19 protein-coding genes are annotated in these 17,403 nt (G+C 34.2%); 15 read left to right on the forward strand and 4 right to left on the reverse strand.

Going from position 1 to position 17,403, the window contains the following annotated elements; all coding sequences use genetic code 11:
- Window positions 1-60 precede the first annotated feature (60 nt).
- The 13 genes from HBN50_RS03275 (at window position 61) to HBN50_RS03335 (ending at window position 13,164) form a co-directional block, all read left to right on the forward strand.
- Window positions 61-681 (forward strand): hypothetical protein, encoded by a 621-nt coding sequence (locus tag HBN50_RS03275; protein ID WP_273867906.1) that lies wholly within the window; start codon window positions 61-63, stop codon window positions 679-681.
- The gene (locus HBN50_RS03280; protein WP_273867907.1) at window positions 678-1,241 is read left to right on the forward strand and encodes a histidine phosphatase family protein; all 564 of its coding nucleotides are present in this window, start codon (window positions 678-680) and stop codon (window positions 1,239-1,241) included. The genes HBN50_RS03275 and HBN50_RS03280 overlap by 4 nt, the downstream gene beginning before the upstream one ends.
- A gap of 376 nt (window positions 1,242-1,617) precedes the next feature.
- On the forward strand, window positions 1,618-1,935 hold the full coding sequence (locus HBN50_RS03285; RefSeq protein WP_273867908.1) for a hypothetical protein: 318 nt from the start codon (window positions 1,618-1,620) through the stop codon (window positions 1,933-1,935).
- A gap of 11 nt (window positions 1,936-1,946) precedes the next feature.
- Window positions 1,947-2,225, forward strand: coding sequence for an XRE family transcriptional regulator (locus tag HBN50_RS03290; protein WP_273867910.1), 279 nt, complete (start codon window positions 1,947-1,949; stop codon window positions 2,223-2,225).
- A 41-nt stretch (window positions 2,226-2,266) separates the two neighbouring features.
- Window positions 2,267-3,304: a serine hydrolase domain-containing protein gene (locus tag HBN50_RS03295; RefSeq protein ID WP_273867911.1), complete on the forward strand. Its 1,038-nt coding sequence runs from the start codon at window positions 2,267-2,269 to the stop codon at window positions 3,302-3,304.
- A gap of 626 nt (window positions 3,305-3,930) precedes the next feature.
- Window positions 3,931-4,101, forward strand: a complete 171-nt coding sequence (locus HBN50_RS03300) for a hypothetical protein (protein ID WP_273867912.1) — start codon at window positions 3,931-3,933, stop codon at window positions 4,099-4,101.
- Window positions 4,102-4,240: 139 nt separating this feature from the next.
- Window positions 4,241-5,692 carry a sensor histidine kinase gene (locus HBN50_RS03305; RefSeq protein WP_273867914.1) on the forward strand — a complete coding sequence of 484 codons (1,452 nt, stop codon included), beginning with the start codon at window positions 4,241-4,243 and terminating at the stop codon, window positions 5,690-5,692.
- The gene (locus HBN50_RS03310; RefSeq protein ID WP_273867915.1) at window positions 5,682-6,341 is read left to right on the forward strand and encodes a response regulator transcription factor; all 660 of its coding nucleotides are present in this window, start codon (window positions 5,682-5,684) and stop codon (window positions 6,339-6,341) included. Before HBN50_RS03305 ends, HBN50_RS03310 begins: the two co-directional genes overlap by 11 nt.
- A 75-nt stretch (window positions 6,342-6,416) precedes the next feature.
- On the forward strand, window positions 6,417-7,301 hold the full coding sequence (locus tag HBN50_RS03315; RefSeq protein ID WP_273867917.1) for a hypothetical protein: 885 nt from the start codon (window positions 6,417-6,419) through the stop codon (window positions 7,299-7,301).
- 328 nt (window positions 7,302-7,629) lie between these two features.
- Window positions 7,630-9,573: a hypothetical protein gene (locus tag HBN50_RS03320; RefSeq protein WP_273867918.1), complete on the forward strand. Its 1,944-nt coding sequence runs from the start codon at window positions 7,630-7,632 to the stop codon at window positions 9,571-9,573.
- Window positions 9,570-12,680 (forward strand): hypothetical protein, encoded by a 3,111-nt coding sequence (locus HBN50_RS03325; RefSeq protein WP_273867920.1) that lies wholly within the window; start codon window positions 9,570-9,572, stop codon window positions 12,678-12,680. The genes HBN50_RS03320 and HBN50_RS03325 overlap by 4 nt, the downstream gene beginning before the upstream one ends.
- 161 nt (window positions 12,681-12,841) lie before the next feature.
- A complete protein-coding gene (locus HBN50_RS03330; RefSeq protein ID WP_273867921.1) occupies window positions 12,842-12,982 on the forward strand; it encodes a hypothetical protein in 141 nt (46 codons plus the stop codon).
- On the forward strand, window positions 12,976-13,164 hold the full coding sequence (locus HBN50_RS03335; RefSeq protein WP_273867923.1) for a hypothetical protein: 189 nt from the start codon (window positions 12,976-12,978) through the stop codon (window positions 13,162-13,164). The genes HBN50_RS03330 and HBN50_RS03335 overlap by 7 nt, the downstream gene beginning before the upstream one ends.
- Before the next feature lie 56 nt (window positions 13,165-13,220).
- Here HBN50_RS03335 and HBN50_RS03340 read toward each other — a convergent pair whose 3' ends face one another.
- The 3 genes from HBN50_RS03340 to HBN50_RS03345 are packed head-to-tail and all read right to left on the reverse strand — an operon-like array spanning window position 13,221 to window position 13,805.
- A complete protein-coding gene (locus HBN50_RS03340; RefSeq protein WP_273867925.1) occupies window positions 13,221-13,499 on the reverse strand; it encodes a helix-turn-helix domain-containing protein in 279 nt (92 codons plus the stop codon).
- Window positions 13,489-13,584 carry a hypothetical protein gene (locus HBN50_RS17590; protein WP_443135162.1) on the reverse strand — a complete coding sequence of 32 codons (96 nt, stop codon included), beginning with the start codon at window positions 13,582-13,584 and terminating at the stop codon, window positions 13,489-13,491. Before HBN50_RS17590 ends, HBN50_RS03340 begins: the two co-directional genes overlap by 11 nt.
- Entirely contained in the window at window positions 13,584-13,805 is a 222-nt protein-coding gene (locus HBN50_RS03345; RefSeq protein WP_273867926.1) for a type II toxin-antitoxin system RelE/ParE family toxin, read from the reverse strand. Before HBN50_RS03345 ends, HBN50_RS17590 begins: the two co-directional genes overlap by 1 nt.
- Before the next feature lie 496 nt (window positions 13,806-14,301).
- On the opposite strand from HBN50_RS03345, the gene HBN50_RS03350 reads away from it, so the two are divergent.
- Together HBN50_RS03350 and HBN50_RS03355 are read left to right on the forward strand one after the other, a co-directional pair.
- Window positions 14,302-15,099 (forward strand): aspartyl protease family protein, encoded by a 798-nt coding sequence (locus HBN50_RS03350; RefSeq protein ID WP_273867927.1) that lies wholly within the window; start codon window positions 14,302-14,304, stop codon window positions 15,097-15,099.
- A gap of 60 nt (window positions 15,100-15,159) precedes the next feature.
- The gene (locus tag HBN50_RS03355) at window positions 15,160-16,200 is read left to right on the forward strand and encodes a hypothetical protein (protein WP_273867929.1); all 1,041 of its coding nucleotides are present in this window, start codon (window positions 15,160-15,162) and stop codon (window positions 16,198-16,200) included.
- A 254-nt stretch (window positions 16,201-16,454) separates the two neighbouring features.
- On the opposite strand, the gene HBN50_RS03360 is transcribed toward HBN50_RS03355, so the two are convergent.
- Window positions 16,455-17,240 carry a hypothetical protein gene (locus HBN50_RS03360; RefSeq protein WP_273867930.1) on the reverse strand — a complete coding sequence of 262 codons (786 nt, stop codon included), beginning with the start codon at window positions 17,238-17,240 and terminating at the stop codon, window positions 16,455-16,457.
- Window positions 17,241-17,403: the final 163 nt, after the last annotated feature.

Raw genomic sequence — 17,403 nt, forward strand, 5'->3', positions numbered from 1 at the left:
ACTATACCAGAACTGTTTCAAGTCGTGTATCTTTGTATTTGAAATACTACAGGAATCAAAATGAAAATAGATCAGTTAACATTTAAGAGTGAGAAGTTTAAAGTAAATGTTTCTCATTTTAGACAAGAAGAACCAAAGGGAATAGTTATTATCTTTCCCGGAGCGGGGTATTCTCATATGGGACCTTGTTTATATTATCCAAGTGGGGCTTTATATAATGCTGGGTATGAAATACTAAACCTGGAGTATGACTTTAGACGAGAGCGATTAAAAGATAACTTAGTCGAGACTTATAGAGAGTTTTTCCAATTTCTGTATAGTAATCTAATAGAGTTAGATTTACCTGAGGAAAAGATTATCTTATCTAAAAGTATTGGGACAAGAATCATTGGAAGTGGAGATTTAACAAACTTTGATAAAGTAATATGGTTAACACCAGCCTTAAAAGATGATTTTGTTTTTCATTCTATGCTCGAAAATTCTCATAAATCATTATGTGTTATAGGAGATGCCGATCCGTTTTATGAGAGAAGTAGAGTCGAGCAGTTTTCTAAAGAAAAATTAGAGACATTAGTAATCAATGGAGCAGACCATGGATTAGATATTGATTCTGATCTTAATAAATCTCTAGATGAACTTAAAAATATTATTTCCACAATAGAAAAGTTTGTCCTTAAGTGAATTTGAATAATATATATTACTTTTTAAGACATGCAGATACCGATAGAAGTCAAGATATTCATTTTAGTGAACATCCATTGTCTTCCTTAGGTCACTCTCAGGCAAGGGCAACCTCTTCTCAATTAATAGATTTAGATATTGATATGATATACTGTAGCCCGTTTGCGAGGGCCAAGCAGACAGTAGGGCCATATGCAAAAGAACGTGGAGTAGATCCTATCGTAGCTGATGAACTGTGTGGGCGTATAATAAAAAATCTTCCAAGAGAAAAGACCTGGGAGTTTTTTAAGCAAAGTTGGTTGGACTTTAATTATACTGAGTATGGTGCTGAGACAGCACAGGAATGTATAGATAGAGTTTCTTCTCTTTTTTCTAAGTTGGATAAACAGCACTCTGGCAAAAGAATACTTCTTGTATCGCACTCAAATCCTATATCATTATTTTTGAGTACGATTGATAAAACTATTGGTTATGAATGGTTTAAGAATATGAAGTCACCTTCGTTATTTGAATTGAACTCAAGTAATTCAACTTTAAGTTACACCGAAATTGAGCTGTAGTCTCGGTGCCCTGTTACACCGAATTTGTGAAACATCCTGAAAAACAATGAACTAACATGAAATAGAATGAAAGAAGAAAAACGCTGAAAGCCTTTGTCGATCGACAAGTTCATGATTTTGTTAAAGTTTAATTATAGGTTAAAGATAGATCGGGTAGTTCTGGGAGACCAAGAGGCGCCTTTATTACTAGTAACCTGTTAAATTTGAAGAAGTACGTTAGTAGGTGCTATAAGCCTCGGGTAGTTCGGGCAGATGAAATTGTAGTGTTTAAAAATACCGTCGCTGTAGATCGGGTAGTTCAGGTATTGTTACTTTTATAGGGGTGGTTGGTAAATTTGCCAACTGTGATATACTGTTAATTACATGAAGGTTAGGTTTGATTGAAAGGCCTAGTGGTTTAGAAGCTGTTGAAGTTAATATTGAGTTTAATTTTCTAAACTATACAAAGTTAGAGATTGATTTAGCTCATGTAAATAAAGATGGTAGGTCTTCTTACTCTTGTGAAGATGTTGCTGAGATTGTTTCACATTTGTTAAACGGTCTTAGACTAGAGGCCAGTGATGAAAAAGCATTTGGAGAAGAAATATGCTCTTACTTTGTTAGAAGTGGAGCATTTGAAGAAAAGAATTATAAACTGGTTTTTTGTATATGTAGTGATAGACCAGAATCAATTGGAGTAATAACACTCCATTGAGTGAGGTAAGTATGAACCCTTATGAAGTAGACATTGATAAACTACAAGAGTCTAAAGAAGTTAAAGATGAGAAGGAGCTTCTTAAACTTAAACTTGTTTCAGCTTTTTTAAAGGCTACTTCTTCTATGTCATCTGAAGAGATTATTTCTCTTACTGGTCTTCATAAGTCTGATCTTTCAAGACTTCGCTCGATGAGTGTTAAGAGGTTTACGATTGATAAGATTGTAGGGCTTCTTGATGACCTTGGGTTTTCTACTAAGATTGATGTTGAGAGGAAGGAAGCATCATGAAGTTATCTCTCTTATTCTTACTACTATATGGAAGTACTGTTATGGCCGATATTGATAAAAAAGTTATAGAGATTGTAAAAAAATATAAAATACCATCTATGTCAGTTATGATTTTATCACAAGATGAAATTCTCATTCATTCTAACTTTGGAGTTAGAAAAAGTGGAGAGGATGATAAAATTAAAGAAACGGATTCATTTCATTTAGGATCATGTGGTAAAGCATTTACTGCTACATTGGTTTTGAAATTACATGATGAAGGAAAGCTAAGCTTAGAAGATTCTGTTACAAAATACATCAAATCTCTTGATTCAAAGAAATTTGAAGATATTAAGATTAAGCATCTTTTATCTCATACTGGAGGAATCGTTGGTAATGTTGAAGGAAAGCCTTGGGGAGATATGTTCTCATTTGATATAACTGCCTCCCAAGGAAGAGATATTGCTATTAACTTTTTAAATACTGCAAAACGAGTAGGTAAAAGTGGTTCAGTATATGAGTATAGTAACTTAGGGTATATGTTACTAGGTCAAGTTATTGAACAGATTGAGTCTAAGCCATTTGAAGAAGTAATAACTAATAAGCTCTTTAAACCTTTAAAGATGAAGTCTTGCTCATTTGGACCAGCAGGGAGAAGTGATGGTTCTGCTCAACCATGGGCACATCGATTAGATAACGATCGTTATATACCGCAAGACCCAAAATTAATAAGTTCAGATAATCCACCTGCGATGAGTCCTGCAGGAGGAATTAGTTGTAGTCAAAGAGATTGGTCGATCTTTATAAAGTTTGTACTAGGTGTAGGAAATAACAATGATTACCTTAGTAAAAAAACTAAAGATTACATAAGTGAGACTAATTTAGATGGCTATACTTTTGGAGCATGGGGAAAAGTTACTAGAGACTGGTCAGGGACATTACTTGCGCATGCTGGTTCAAATACACTTAACTACGCTTATGCAATAGTTGGGTTAGATAAGAAGTTCGCGTTTTTAATAAATACAAATTCACCTGCAGAACAAGCCGTACTTGAAGTGGTTCCTTTTTTAAAGGAGTACTATTTAAAGACTCTGAAGTAAACTATCTGGATGCCATACCTGATTTGAAGAAGATGTTATTGGTCGTTTGATTTTATTATATTTCTTTTTCTTTATAGACTTATCTCTAAGATTATAAGTTTTATATACTTTCTCCATGTATGATAATTACAGTAAATATGACCTTTTCTATAAGCGTAAAGTTGTAGACGTTTAATAGATAAATGCTTCAGATTCTTTCTTTTTGCTAGTGAAATTATGGTCTTTTGTTCTTTGATCGTTAATTGATTTGCATGTGTTCTGGAGATGCTTACTTGATTTGTTAATAAGTAGTACTTTTTTATGTTAAGTCCTGATAGCTGGCATAGAGTCACGATATCTAGAAACTTGGAGTATTGTTTGATGCACTTTGAAGCTTGCTTTTCTAACTCTTTTTGGCAGTTTAGTTTTTTATAACGTAAGAATTTCTGCTAAGAAAAGCCTTTTCGTCCTCTCTTTAATCAATTCTTTATTCGCTTCATTTATAATCGTTTTATACTCTTGTGTTTTATTGCCTTTAAAATTTGTTTTCATTTTTCTCCCTCGTCGAAAATTCGTCACTGATCATATCAAAAATTACGATTTTAATTAGTTAATAGTTCTTTTGGGGCGATATTTTACTAATTGAGATGAGTAAGTGGTTGGAAATGGTTTTGAACTCGGGTAGTTCGGGCATTAGAGATAGCTTTAATGATAGAAAGTCATTTAAAGAGATTGCCGACGATTTTCAGCGTACAGAAAAGGCTATTATTTCAAAACTCGTCTTTCTAGGCCTCATTGAAGATCCATACCAAAGATAATAATTGGGCCCTATCTATTAGGGCCTTTTTCTCATTTAAACATTGTGCACAGTGTGATAAGTTCTTAAAAGTATAGAGATTTACTGCATTATTTCATCTCATGATATTCCCATGACATGAATTGGATAAAAAAATATTAATGAATCAAAAAATATCGCTTATCACATTTATTTTAGGACTGGTTCTAGTGATTTTTTCGTTCACTCTTAGAGAGTCTTACGAAAAAGAGATGTACCAGTTATATATAAATCAGCAAAAAGATAATCTAGTTAAGGGGTGGACTAAAAGCTGGCAAGATTACCTCGTACAAAATTATAAGGTCGATTCAGACTCTAATGTCATTACAGTTAAGGTTGATCGAAATGGGAAACTGGTTGATAAGGCCTTTTTTCCTACTAAATCAAAAAGTGAAAGTGACTGGAAACAGTTCAGTTCATTAACTAAAATTGATCAAAAGAAGTTTCTTGAGTCCCAACTCACAAAGAATGATAGCTGGGATAAGGCACTGGCCGTTAAGAGGTTGCACTCTAATGATAGTTCCTATCAATTTAAAAAACTTAGTCTTTATGAAAAGACACTCGTTGATCAAAGTATTAAGGAGTCGGTTTCACTCATTTTTGAACAACTAAAAAATAAGACAGACTTTAGTAATATAGAAAATCGCTATACTTTTGATCGTGTTTTGATGAAAGCTGATAAGGATGGAGTTGTTTCATTATCAGTTCCGTCGCTAAACTATTTAACAAAGATATTGTTTCCAGCTTTTAGAAGTGAAGCCAATGTTACAGAAATAGAGTTATCCGCAAATCCTTTCAATATTCAAATCAAACAAGGATTTAATCCTTTTAAGTTCAATTCTGTTAGAGAAAAGACTCTGATGGGGCTTGGTTTTATCTTACTCTTTTTAGCTGTTGGCCTTTATTTGTTGGAACTTAAAAATAAACGCTTAGAGGTTCTTAAAAAGGTTAGTTTCCTAAACCAGCTTGTTCATGAAGTTAAAACGCCAATAACAGGAATAAGACTTAATTCTGAATTACTTTTAAAACATGGTCATGATGAAGAGTTAATTACAGCACTAATGAAGTCATCGAAGAGACTGAATGACTTCTTTGAGGATATTGTCCTGATAAATAAGGGAGATAAATCTTTAAATCTTATTAGATTAAGTCAATCTGAGTTTCAGGATTTCTTAGATGAAATAGATTCTGAGTTTAAAAATAAGATTGTTATAACTAATTCTATCCAAGAATCAGTAAATATTGATAAGGGTAGATTAAGAGTTGTTCTTAGAAACTTACTTAAAAATGCCATTAGATATGGGAAACGTGGAACTTTGAAAATGGAGTTGATTGATAATAGTTTAGTATTTCAAGTTCAAGATGAGGGCCCAGGAATTGACTTGCAAGATAGTGGAAAAATCTTTGAAGAGTTCTATCGTGCAAAATCAGCTAAGAACACATCTCCCGATGGCCTTGGAATTGGTCTATCTATAGTAAAGAATTTAGTGACTCAAATGAATGGTGAGATTGAGCTAAAGAATCCAGGAAAGGAACATGCTCTCTTTGAATTAAGGATTAAAAATGAGTCATAAAATACTTGTTATTGAAGATGATGAGAACATTCAATTAGGTCTTAAAAAGGCATTAGAAGCTGAATCCTTTATCGTTGAGCAGGCATTTGATGGTGAGGATGGAGTTTATCTTGCTGGGACTGTCGCACCTGATTTAATAATTTTAGACATTATGATGCCTTTCATGAATGGTTTTGAAGTCATTTCAGAATTAAGAGGTGAAGGAAATGAGATTCCAATAATTGTTCTTTCAGCAAGAGTTGAAACTCAAGATAAAGTCCGTGGCCTTAAATTAGGTGCAGATGACTATATGGAAAAACCTTTTGCTCTTGAAGAATTACTTGCAAGAGTTCATCGCAAATTGGGTTCTTCAATTAAAGAAGAAGTTGTATTTGGAGAGTTTAATTACAGTCTCAAAACATCTATTTTGAGAAAGTCAGATTCAGCGATTGAACTCTCAGGAAAAGAGATAAAGCTAATAGAGTTTCTTTTAAAACGAGATGGTCAAGTTGTTAATAGAGAACAGATTATTTCTGCGGTTTGGGGAAGTTCTTATGATGGAACTGATCGAACAGTAGATAATTTTATATTGGGTCTTAGAAAAAAGATTGAGAAAGAGCATTTAGTAACAGTTAGGGGCCTTGGCTATCGGTTCATGACAAAACCATGACATGACCGTGAAATTGTGGGGATAGAGACATTCGATAATGGTTTTAACAATAAATCACTTATCGAGGAGATTAGAATGAAAAAGATGATTACATTTACATTAACGGCCCTAACGATGAACGTGTTTGCTAACGGACTTGATGTTGCACACCGTTACCAGGATGCTATGGATGCTCATAAAGTTGAGCAAAACACTGAGAAAGCTAAAGTTATTCTTGAAGATGTTCTCAGTGAGGTATCTAACGATCACCCTTTGTTTGAAGATATTTATAAGTCTTACCTTGAGTACAATGGAATGAAAGCTAGTGATGACTTAGAGAAGGCCATTAAGTTTGCAACAGGAAGAAAAGAATCGACATATTGTAAAGGTGTAGGTCTTGTTCACTCAAAACTATTTCACAATGATAAAACTGAATCTACTCTAATTTTAGGTAATGGAAATAGGTCATTCTTAGATAAAGATGCATATTCTGTAATGCATGAGGGAAGGTGGACTTATCAAGTAGATACTGGTTATAGAGAGCCTGTAAAGAGTGAGGTATGGATTAACTCTAGTGGTGAAAATCATTATGACATTCAAGAATTAAGACAGAGAGAGAATGGTAGAGATAAAGGGAAGTACACAGCTAAATGGAGAGATGGGTCTATGTCGTCATCTACAAGTAGTAATGGTAGCCCTAAAGAACCAATCCCAATGTTTTTAGGAATGGATCTTCATAGATGGGGAAATAGTGACCTTGGTTATAGAATTAACTTTAAGGTTGGTGAAACTGATATGACGAACTCGGGTGAAGGAACTTTTGGCCATGGAAGAATCTTACTAAGTGGTGAAAGGACTGTTAAAAAGCATCTTAAAAAGTACAGTGTAAAAGACTTTGATAATAAAGAAAGAAATTATAGTGACTGCTTCCTAGTTGAAACTAAAGTTAAGTTTGCTGGGATTGAAAGAAAAAGAAGATAATAAATTTAATTTTAAATAGGCGTTACTTCATGTGGCGTCTTTTTTTGTTTGCAACGTAAGCACAGTAAACCCCTGATTCCCCTGAGTTGATTAAGGCCATTGATACTTTGGTTAAATAACTTTAAAGGGAGCATTCCGCTCCCTTTTTTCTAAATATATAAGTTTCAAGTATAGTAGAAGCTTCATAATTTTAGGCATTTATACAAAATAAAAAGAGAATAACGTCTAAATAAAATGCGAAGTCTGACCGAAAAGGTCAAGGATGGCATTTAGAAGCAAAACTTCGGTTTATAGGTTTTTAACCTTCATATTGATTTTGATTTTTTCAATGAATTCGTACGCTATGACAATTAGCAAACTATTGAATTTATATGATGTGCCGACGTATAGTGAAAATTCTTTCTTGGAGCAGCGCCTATTGGCCGAAGTCGCGCAGGACTTCATTTCAAATCCTGAAAATAGAGACGTGTTGAAAACCCCAAAGGGGCAACTGCTTCTGGAGAAACAGAATAAAGTTTTAAATCTTTTAGAAATTCAGCGTGTCTTTATGGAGTGCCAAGAGAAGAAAGACTCTAGGCGAAATCTCTATTTAAGAATTTTAAACTCTGCCCAGCGTATAGACCCTGTTGAAATTGATTGTCGTGAGAACTTAACGAAGTTTAAGAGTCTTACTGATTTTTCAAGGCAGATGCAAGGGTTGGCCAAGTCTATTGAATTAAATAATGTACAGAAAGATCTTCATCAAGAATCTTTTGGAAATATTGTTCGCTCATATATTTTTATGCAGAGAAATTTCGATGATAAGTTAGATCCAAAGGAAGCAGTTAATTCTCTTTGTCGAAGTTCTGTTCATGCAGACGTCTGTACTGATGAAGAGAGAGAAAAATACCTTAGAATCGCCAATGACGAGCTAAGAAAACATAGTGATTTAAAAGCTTTCAATCATCTTGATGCTGCAAAAGAGTTAAATAAAAAAATTAATAAAATTAATGAAAAGATTGTTGATATAAAGCCTCGTACAGATCAGGGCTGGTTTAATAATTTTCTCTACGATAGTAGTGATCCTGTTTATGATGACAGGGCCAATAAAGCTTATGAGAACTACCAAGATACCTATGTAGAAGAAGTAACTTCTGGGATTGGAACACTTTTAATGAGTGAGTCCTTGAAAAAGAAAGTTGGAGCACTTAAGGCAAAAAATCAAGACGAATTTGAAAATTCTGATCATGATAAAAATAAAACGACTTATTGGTTTGAAAAGCACCCGAGTGTAAAAGAGGCGGACATTGCTGATGGTTTAAATGATGCTTTGGCACAAATGAAGCTTCAGGCTCAAAAGTTAAATAGGCTAGAGCGTAAAAGAGAGTATGAGCAAGACCGCTCAAATGATCCTGTCCATCAAAGTACGATTAATAATCCTTTAGATGGTCTTGATTCTGGCATGATCGGTGATATAGATAAACGTAAAAGAGATATTAAAAGACTGATAAAGACAAATCCAGCAGCCGTTGGACAGCTACTTGCTAATCATCCTGAGTATGCCCAAAGTATTTGTGACCTGATTATTGATATTGAAGATAATGATGAATCTGATGAGTTTTGGGATGAGACCTTTTTTTGGGGAGGGATTATCGTAGGTGGAGCACTGATGGTGACAGGACTTGTTGCTGTTGGAGGAGTTTTAGTTGCGAGAACACTTGCAACTACTGCGTTATTTAAAACGATAGGCTCTGCAGTTACTGTTACAGGTGCAGTTGTTGGTAGTGTTGAATCAACCTACTACGCTAAAGAGCTTGCTCAGGCGAAATTGAGAATGGCCGTGACTGAGCAAGCTTTTCTTTCTGGACTTGGAGATAAAGCTTCTATAATCGAAAGTAAAGATGCCTTACAGGAATTTAATGAAGCTAAATTCACTCTTGCTCTAACCTTAGGGTTTACAGCGCTTGATCTTGCAGGACTCTACAGTATCCTAAAAGGAGCTCGCTACAAAAGTGACACATTGAATTCTCCGGCTAAAGAAAAAGTCATGGTATTAAATAAGATGACTGACACTATTAATATAATTTTAGGTGATAAAGAGTTAATTCAAGAGTTTAAAACTCTAATGAAGCTTTATGGAGCGGAGAATATTTCTAAGTTTATTTCTATTATTGGGCATGCAACGAAGGAGACGAGAGGACGTTTCTTTGATGAACTGAAATTAAGGGGAGGTAATAATTTTGATGATCCGATTAAAATTGCTCTTCGATCAGTGAGGGAGTGCTCTCAATGAAAAAGCTAACTATTTGGTTATTTACATTCTTTGCTTTCTCTCTGTACTCTTTTGCTGAAAAAGAGGTGGTGGACAGAGCAGCATTCTTAGCAAAAGAAATACTAGATGCTAATAGTAATAGCTTCAAAGAACTTGCGGCCTCTAATCCTGAATATAAATACGATAATTTGATTAAACTTTTAAACAATGGTGAATCGCCTGAACTTCTTGCTAAAAGCTTAGAGGAGTTTAATCGAAATCTTCCGACGAATAAGAAAATTATTGAAGCAATCATTAATGCATCAGAAAGGAATCCTGACTTTCAAAAAAGGGCACAGCAATCACTAAGCGAAATCAAGGCGAAGCTTAGACCTGGAAGTTTAACTGGAATAACACCAAACCATTGTCTTTTATTTCTTGGGTCTTATTTTTCCACAAGAGATTTAGCATACTCATCACGCGCATTTTTCCCTCAAGGTAGCCAAGAAGACAAGGAATTTGTGTACAAAATGAATATTGCAACGACCTTAATGGAGTATGGAACACCATTGATATGCATTTTAGATATAGCTTCAAGGATGAATAATTATAAAGAGCTAATTCAGGATGTATCAAATTTTAATCGTAGTCGAGCTAATATCAAGACATTAAAAAGCATTGTAAAGGAATTTAATCAAGATCCTAAAAGAGTAAAGGAGCGAAAAAAGCAAGCTAGTATAAAAGCTCTTAGTGAGAAGGAAAAACAAAAAGTTCTTATGCTTGCGCTTGAAAATGTTGAAAGAGAATCGATAAAGCTTCCATCAAATTCAGTGGGACAAAAATTTCAAAAATTTATGACAAGTAAGAGGATAGAGGCTCTGTTTAAAAAATATGCAAGCTCTTTAACTAAAGCAGATCTTGGTCTTCTCAAAGCTTTACAAGATAATCCTAGCTTAAAGCTACCTAGTAACAAGGTAAAATTTCTTAAAAGTTGGCAAGATTTATACAAAAGTATGGAAGATGACTTTGTAAAGCATCTCGTTCGTAATGGAGAGGGGAGTTATGAAGACTTAAAAAAAGAGCTAAGGATTTTTAGAGAAAATAATTTAAAGCATCTCAAAGAATTTGATATCCCTACATCGACTAAATTTTGCTTTGGAGCAATTGGTGGAACTATGTTAATCCAAGGTCACCTAGCTGCGATTGGTCCAAAGAAAACTATCTTCGATAATTATGAAGATGATTGGCTGAGAAGAAATAGGGATAAGTTTGTTTATTTAGGTGCGGGAGCCATATCGGCAACTTGTTTTTCTAAAATTCCTCAGTACTTTTATCTAAAATCAACGGGTAAGTTAAATGATAAACTCGAGATGGATCAGAGAGATTATAAAATAATGGAAGATGCATTAGAAAATGCATATGAAAGGTTTCAAAATGGTGAACGTCCTAATGTGAAAGACCTTAAAAAAACTACTCCTACAAATATTATATCGAGAACTGAAAATAAGATGATGAACTCCTATGGTGAAGAGCAGATGATAGGTGGAAAAAATAAGAGTAATCAGATTCTCTCGGTTATCAATGACCTAAAAGGTGGTGAAGCGAAACTACTTAAAATTATGAATTCTTCAATCAAAAATAATGATCACAAGTTATTTACTCAACTTACAGAATCTAAAGATCCAAAAGAATTTAAGGCCCTTGTTAAAATGTTAAAAGAGGGTGATAAGAAATCTGCTCAAGTTTTTATTGAAGAATTAAGTCAAAATAAATTTGATATGATTAAGTATCTTAAGCAACTTAGAACAGAGGTGAGGAGCAATCCCGAAACGCTTAGTCGTATTGAACAAAATCTTTTGGCGATAAAAAATGACATGCGCCTAAAGAACATAACTCCTCCAAGTGCTCAAGCATGCCTTATTGCCATTGGAACGTATGTAGGAACAAGAGATTTATTCTTTTCGATACGAAATAGTTATATTGAAAAAAAATTAGATGAGGCATGGGCGGATACCATGGATGCTGCAGATATGTTAACAGGTCTTGGAATCGCTTATTTTTGTATGGCCGATTTCATTGTCCATGGTAAAGACTTTGCTAACTATGTTAAGTCTATCGCAAATCTTAGTAAGAATCGAAAGAATGTTCAATTGTTAATGGATTTAAGTACTAGCCTTAGAGAAAACTCTGAAATTCAAAAGAGTATTTCACGACTTTCTTTTGTCCCAAATCTTGATCGGGAGAGAATAGAGAAAATATCAGTAAAGATTGCTCAAAAAATAGAAGGAAATAAACCAAATAGTTATCCTGGTATTTCAAAAGCATGGAAGGATTTTATCTCCTCTCATAAAATGAATAATATTTTTTCTGAATATAGAAAAAAACTTTCTTATGAACAGAGAATAGGTCTCGATATTCTCCTAAATAAGGGAGCAACTAATATTAAAGAACAAGAAAGAGCCTTGAAAGTTATTGATGACTTTAAGTCTTTCGTTACTTTAAACTTTGAAGAAAAATTAAAAAATCTAAACAAGACTGATAAGGAAAATTTACTGCTAGAACTTAGGAATTTAAAATCAGAGCAAAAGAGAATTAGAGCAAAGCACAAAGAGCCAGGTCTTGGTACGAAGGCGTGTTTTTGGGGGACGGGTACAATATTAGCTGGGCTTGGTTATCATGCCGCTGTTGGAAATAAGCCAAATGAATTAGATCATACGATAGAGCTAGAGCAAAGACAGAGAACTCAGGAACTATTTACTGGTGCCCAAATTATCTTTGGAGGAACATGTGGGGTGAATGTATTTTATAGCAGTTGGGATAAAATGCGTAAAAAGAAAGAGCTTAGGCAGAAGCCATTTTTAAATCTAAAGTCAGAAGACTGGGCCATGCTTGAAGAAGTTTTAGAAGAACCTGTAGAAATAAAATCGCAGTCAGGTGTTGAGCAAAAAGGTCATCAATTAAGGCTAAAAGATATTTTGCTAACAATGGCGAATAGGCAAGCAAGCTACGCTGTTGGTGCTAAATATGATACGAATCCTATTAAAGGAGCCAATACCCTAAAGAAGTCTATCAATAGTGGTGTTTCTCTTGACTTTCATTTAAACTTTGACAAGAAGTGCTTAGAGAGTGCATTAAAGTCAGCATTCTAAGAACTTAATCACTCAAGCCCTTATAATCATTTAACCTGTCAAACCAATCGTAAAGTTTCATTCAAAAATTATACTATAAGCCTCAAATCAGAGTTGTAGGTTTATTTCTTGCGTCCCCTTTTGGATGGGGGTTGTAAGCTCATTTATACTAAGGGGATTTAATGTCAGATCATACGGAATATATTGGAAAGAATATAATTTGTAATTGTGCAGGAATTGGTGAAATTATAGATGTTGTTCCATTGCATGCTGGTAGAGAGGAGTTTAGGGGATACAAAAGAAATTTGAAAAATGAATGTTAGCTCTTGTTGATAATGGATATTTCAAGGAAGGAAGTGTTGAGTATCTCGACCAAGATGATAAATTACAGAGAGCAATTCGTAGAGGAATATCAAAAAATATTGAAATAGGTGAAAACATTACTTATCTTGATAGTGATGAACTAATGTGGGAAGAGCAGCTCAGTAGCCACGACCATTTTTAGCGCCAGAGTGTTCTGTTTTAATTTTCTTACTTGAGGCCATTGTCGTTCCTCTCCTCTTAAATAGCTAGTTTAAGAGGTGCTTTATTTGCGAGTAGGGTAGATATTTTAATAAGAAGCTCCATAGAAATAGAGTTTTCACCCATGTTGGAAATTCTATTTATTCTGGCCCTAGAAGTTCCTACCATCTTTGCAATTTGTTCATGAGTAAGTTCACTTTCAGAGATAAGCTCAGCACATTTATCGTAAAGCTTGGCCTTTAAATCCATCATATAAGCATCAATATCACTTAGGCCTAAGTCATCAGCCAACTGTTTTGCATCTTTACTAATTCTCATCTAAAAGCTCCTTTAACCTAGAGATAGATAATTTAATTTCTTTTTGTGGTGTTTTTTGAGTTTTCTTGATGAATGCGTGAGGTATTAAGACCTGTGTCCCTCAACACATAGGACATAGATTACTCTGTAGGCACCTTTGTTATCTTTTACCCTTAGTTCATAAGCATTTTTATGAATCTGCTTGAAGGGTTTAGATTGAGGGGCACCTAATATTTTACCTCTTTGTAATAGAAGTAATAAAACACCAATATCTTTCTTTACTTCGCTACCCAAGGACTTAACAAATGCCTTCGCTTTTCGTTCCATTTTACTTTTTTCATACTTTCACTTTCAAGATATACGTTATTATTACAATACTCACGATTTCTCACGATTTTTTCTATGAATTAAAGTGAAATATCGTGAATTAAAATGAAGATAACTGAACCTATAGGTTCAGAGACGTAAACGTGAAGAAGCCCATTAGGAGCGTCATTTGTTGTTTTTTTAGTGTTTTTTTAGGTCGGAATATACATCGGGTAGTTCAGGCATTTGAAAGAGGCTAAAGATAGACCGGCTAGTTCTGGAATCATAAGTCTGATCTTTCAAGACTTCGCTCGATGAATGTTAAGAGGTTTTCGATTGATATTATCGTAGGGTTACTTGATGATCTTAGATTTTCTATTAAGATAGATGTTAAGAAAGAATTAGTATCATCGTTTTCATTTTTGAGAATATCTATTTGGAGCACTATTACAATAATCGAAGATGAGATCTTGTAGGATTGTTCTCACTAATCAAGTGCTACTGTGGAGAAAATAAAGTGATAAAAAATAACTCTTTAAATATTGAAGTAGAGGAAGTTGAGCCTGGTGAATATTTACCATTTTTAAAAGTCGTTTTAGACGGGGTAGAAAGAAAGCTATTACTCGATACGGGGGCCTATAAGTCTTCCATAAAGACTGATGATTGGTCTAGTCAATATCCTGCTATTGAAAGTGATCAAACTCATTTTTCTATTGGTGCATCTGGTGTCAAAGTTAAATGCGATTTAATCGAGATAAAGAATTTTGAAATTGGAAATACTAATTTAAATAATCATCGTATCGAGAGATGCAGGAGTAATATATTTGGGCTGGATTTAATTGGTGATGTCCCATTTGAGCTAGATTACAGAAATAGTAAACTAAACTATGTACAGGAACTTGATGAGTCTACTTCTCAAAAACTAGGTAGAATGAAAAAAGGACATTTAACAGTTAGAACTAAACTTAACGAAGTGGAGTTTAATACTATTCTAGATACAGGTGCAACAGCAACAATCGTTGATCTCTCTTATGTCAAAAAGCATCCAGAACTCTTTAAGATTTTAAAAAGAGACGATGGAACTGATGGGCATAGTGGTGAATCGATAGAAAGTTATCGATACGAACTATGCGAACTCATTGTCGGAGATAAGACATTAAAAAATATTTCTATTATTTCTTTTGATTTTCCTGAAAATATGAAAAAAGGCTTTGAAGGCTCTCCAATTATGATTGGAAACAATATTATCAGAATGGCTGCCTGGCAATTTGACCTAACTAATATGCTCTGGCGTATAAAGGATTATACGGATTAGAATTCAACAAAAAAGTCATTACATCTGATTTTGTAATACTTCTACTAAAAGGTTAAGAGCATGCGTATTGTATTGAATAATATTTTTTTAAAGTTTAAAAAATTAATAGGCCTTGAGATCTCTTTACTTGCAGACCTTGCAATAGGTGGAAGTGACAATTTATCTAATCGGAAGTTGATAGATTCTGAAAAATATAATCTTGGCACAAGTGAGATTTCTTTCATGTATGGTGGGTTCGATCATCACATTAAACATAGTAATTTTGAATATGATCAAGAGAAGTATCAAAATATTTTGTCTTTAATTCACAATTACTTAGACTCTACAAATTTGAAAATCTTATCTGAAATTGAATTGGCCATGGATAAAATGCGTGTGATCACTTTCTATATGGAATTAATAGAGCATTTTGAAAGTCATGAGAGTTTCGATGAGATCAAAAGAGAAAAGATATCAGTGTTGGCCCGTATCTTAATGGAGAAGGGACGTGATCGTGAAGTTGTAAAACTTGGAATGGTTTTAGGATATTTATTTGGAGGTAATGAATTGGTTGGGAAGTATGTTGCCATGCTTGGAATGCATAGTGAATTTACCTTCTATTCAATTCCTTACATTAATCGCTATTATCAGAACTGGGATGAACTTCTATATATTTTAATCGTTGATAGCAGTGGTTGGAGTAAGACATTTCTCCTAGATCGACTAACAGGTTTTAAAAAACCAGAGTTCTTAGAATGGTTAATTAACGGTGGGTATAAGAATGAAGGCCTCACTAATGCTAGTGCTTACGCGCTTTCGTTAATTTTTGATTTTCCAAAGCTACTTATGAAAGATTCGCTTACAGAGTGTGAAAAAGATCTCATTTTGGATTCTGTCATTGGGCTTATGGAGTATCCTTTTTCTCATAATTTTGGTTTAATGGATAATCCTGAAGACATTCTCATTCCATTTGTTAAAAATGCGGAAAGACTCTCACTCAATTTAGACGCTAGATATAGTGAAGCCCTTGAGTTATTAAAACAGAAATTACCTTTAAAAAATGGAGTATTCTCAACTCATAGTGAGGAGGTTAGGCAAGCACTAACGGATCTAGTTGAATAAGCAAAAAGATTCTATAGGATAAAGTATCAAAAATCTTCAATGAGATTCCAACACCTTCTTACTTAAGTAGAGAGTTCGTCCATAGTTGGGCGAAGCATGTTCTTTTAGGTTCTGAAGTTATTCTTTGGTCTTAAGAAGTAGAGGATTTTCTCAATACGCAACAAATTAGGATAGTTTCTTGAGGTCGGTTATTTTAGTCATTCGACTTAAACGAGAATGAGCCCCCAAGATCGAGGGCCAACATAGAAATTAAATTACTGAAGATTAGGTGTCTTGTATTTCTTTAGCATTCTCCAAAGTAAAATGATGCTATTATCACTTTCATCGATTCTCACAACTTTAAAAGCGACAAGAATATCATAGTCACTGTATGTGATGGATCTTACTGTGTATGTGTGGCCATTTCTTACGTTAATACGAGAACCATATTTATGACCTCTATGATGAGCTCCATTTTCAAAGCGTCTGTACTCACTTCTTACTTGGACTTCTGCTGTTGGAGTGATGTAGTTATACGAATACTCGACTCCTGGAGTTGAAGCATTTACTTCTGTTATGTCTATGTCTCCTAAATCTGTAAAGAATCCATAATCTGCTCCAGCGAAGCCAATTTGGAATTGATTTCCTCTTAGTGATATGTCTGATCCATTACCGTATTCATGGGTTTTAAGGGCAAATGAATAGTAATTACCCCCACCGTTGATTTGAGTCAGGCTGCCAGTCGCAAGTAATCTAACGATTTTGACATCACCTTTAGAAAGGATGTCACTATACTCATCTAAGTCTTCTTGGGCAGGAGCGAGAATGCTATTCTCTAATTGAGTGAGCTTTTCTTTGAGTGTCTTGTGCTCTTCATATGAATCAACTCTCTCATCAATAGAAACAGAATAATTAATCAAGTCAATTTGATCTTTAAGATCGATTGTTGAATTTGAAATATTACCTTCTACTTGTTGGTTGTCTTCAATGTCAGCTTGGTTACAGCTAATAAGATTGATAACGATCATAACTACAGCAAAACTTTTTATTAGGGCCTTCATTCACACTCCTTTCTGTGATTGCTTCTTAGGATGAATATGCTTTTAAAAACTTGGGAAAGCAATGTGCTGAAAGCTTGAAGTGAACACAAAAGTGTACGATTTGATACTTAATTATCTTACGAAAAGCTATAAGTGTCTGATTTTGTATCCCGCAAGGCTACGT

Origin of the sequence: Halobacteriovorax sp. GB3 (genome assembly GCF_028649655.1) — a bacterium.
Classification (GTDB): domain Bacteria; phylum Bdellovibrionota; class Bacteriovoracia; order Bacteriovoracales; family Bacteriovoracaceae; genus BSW11-IV.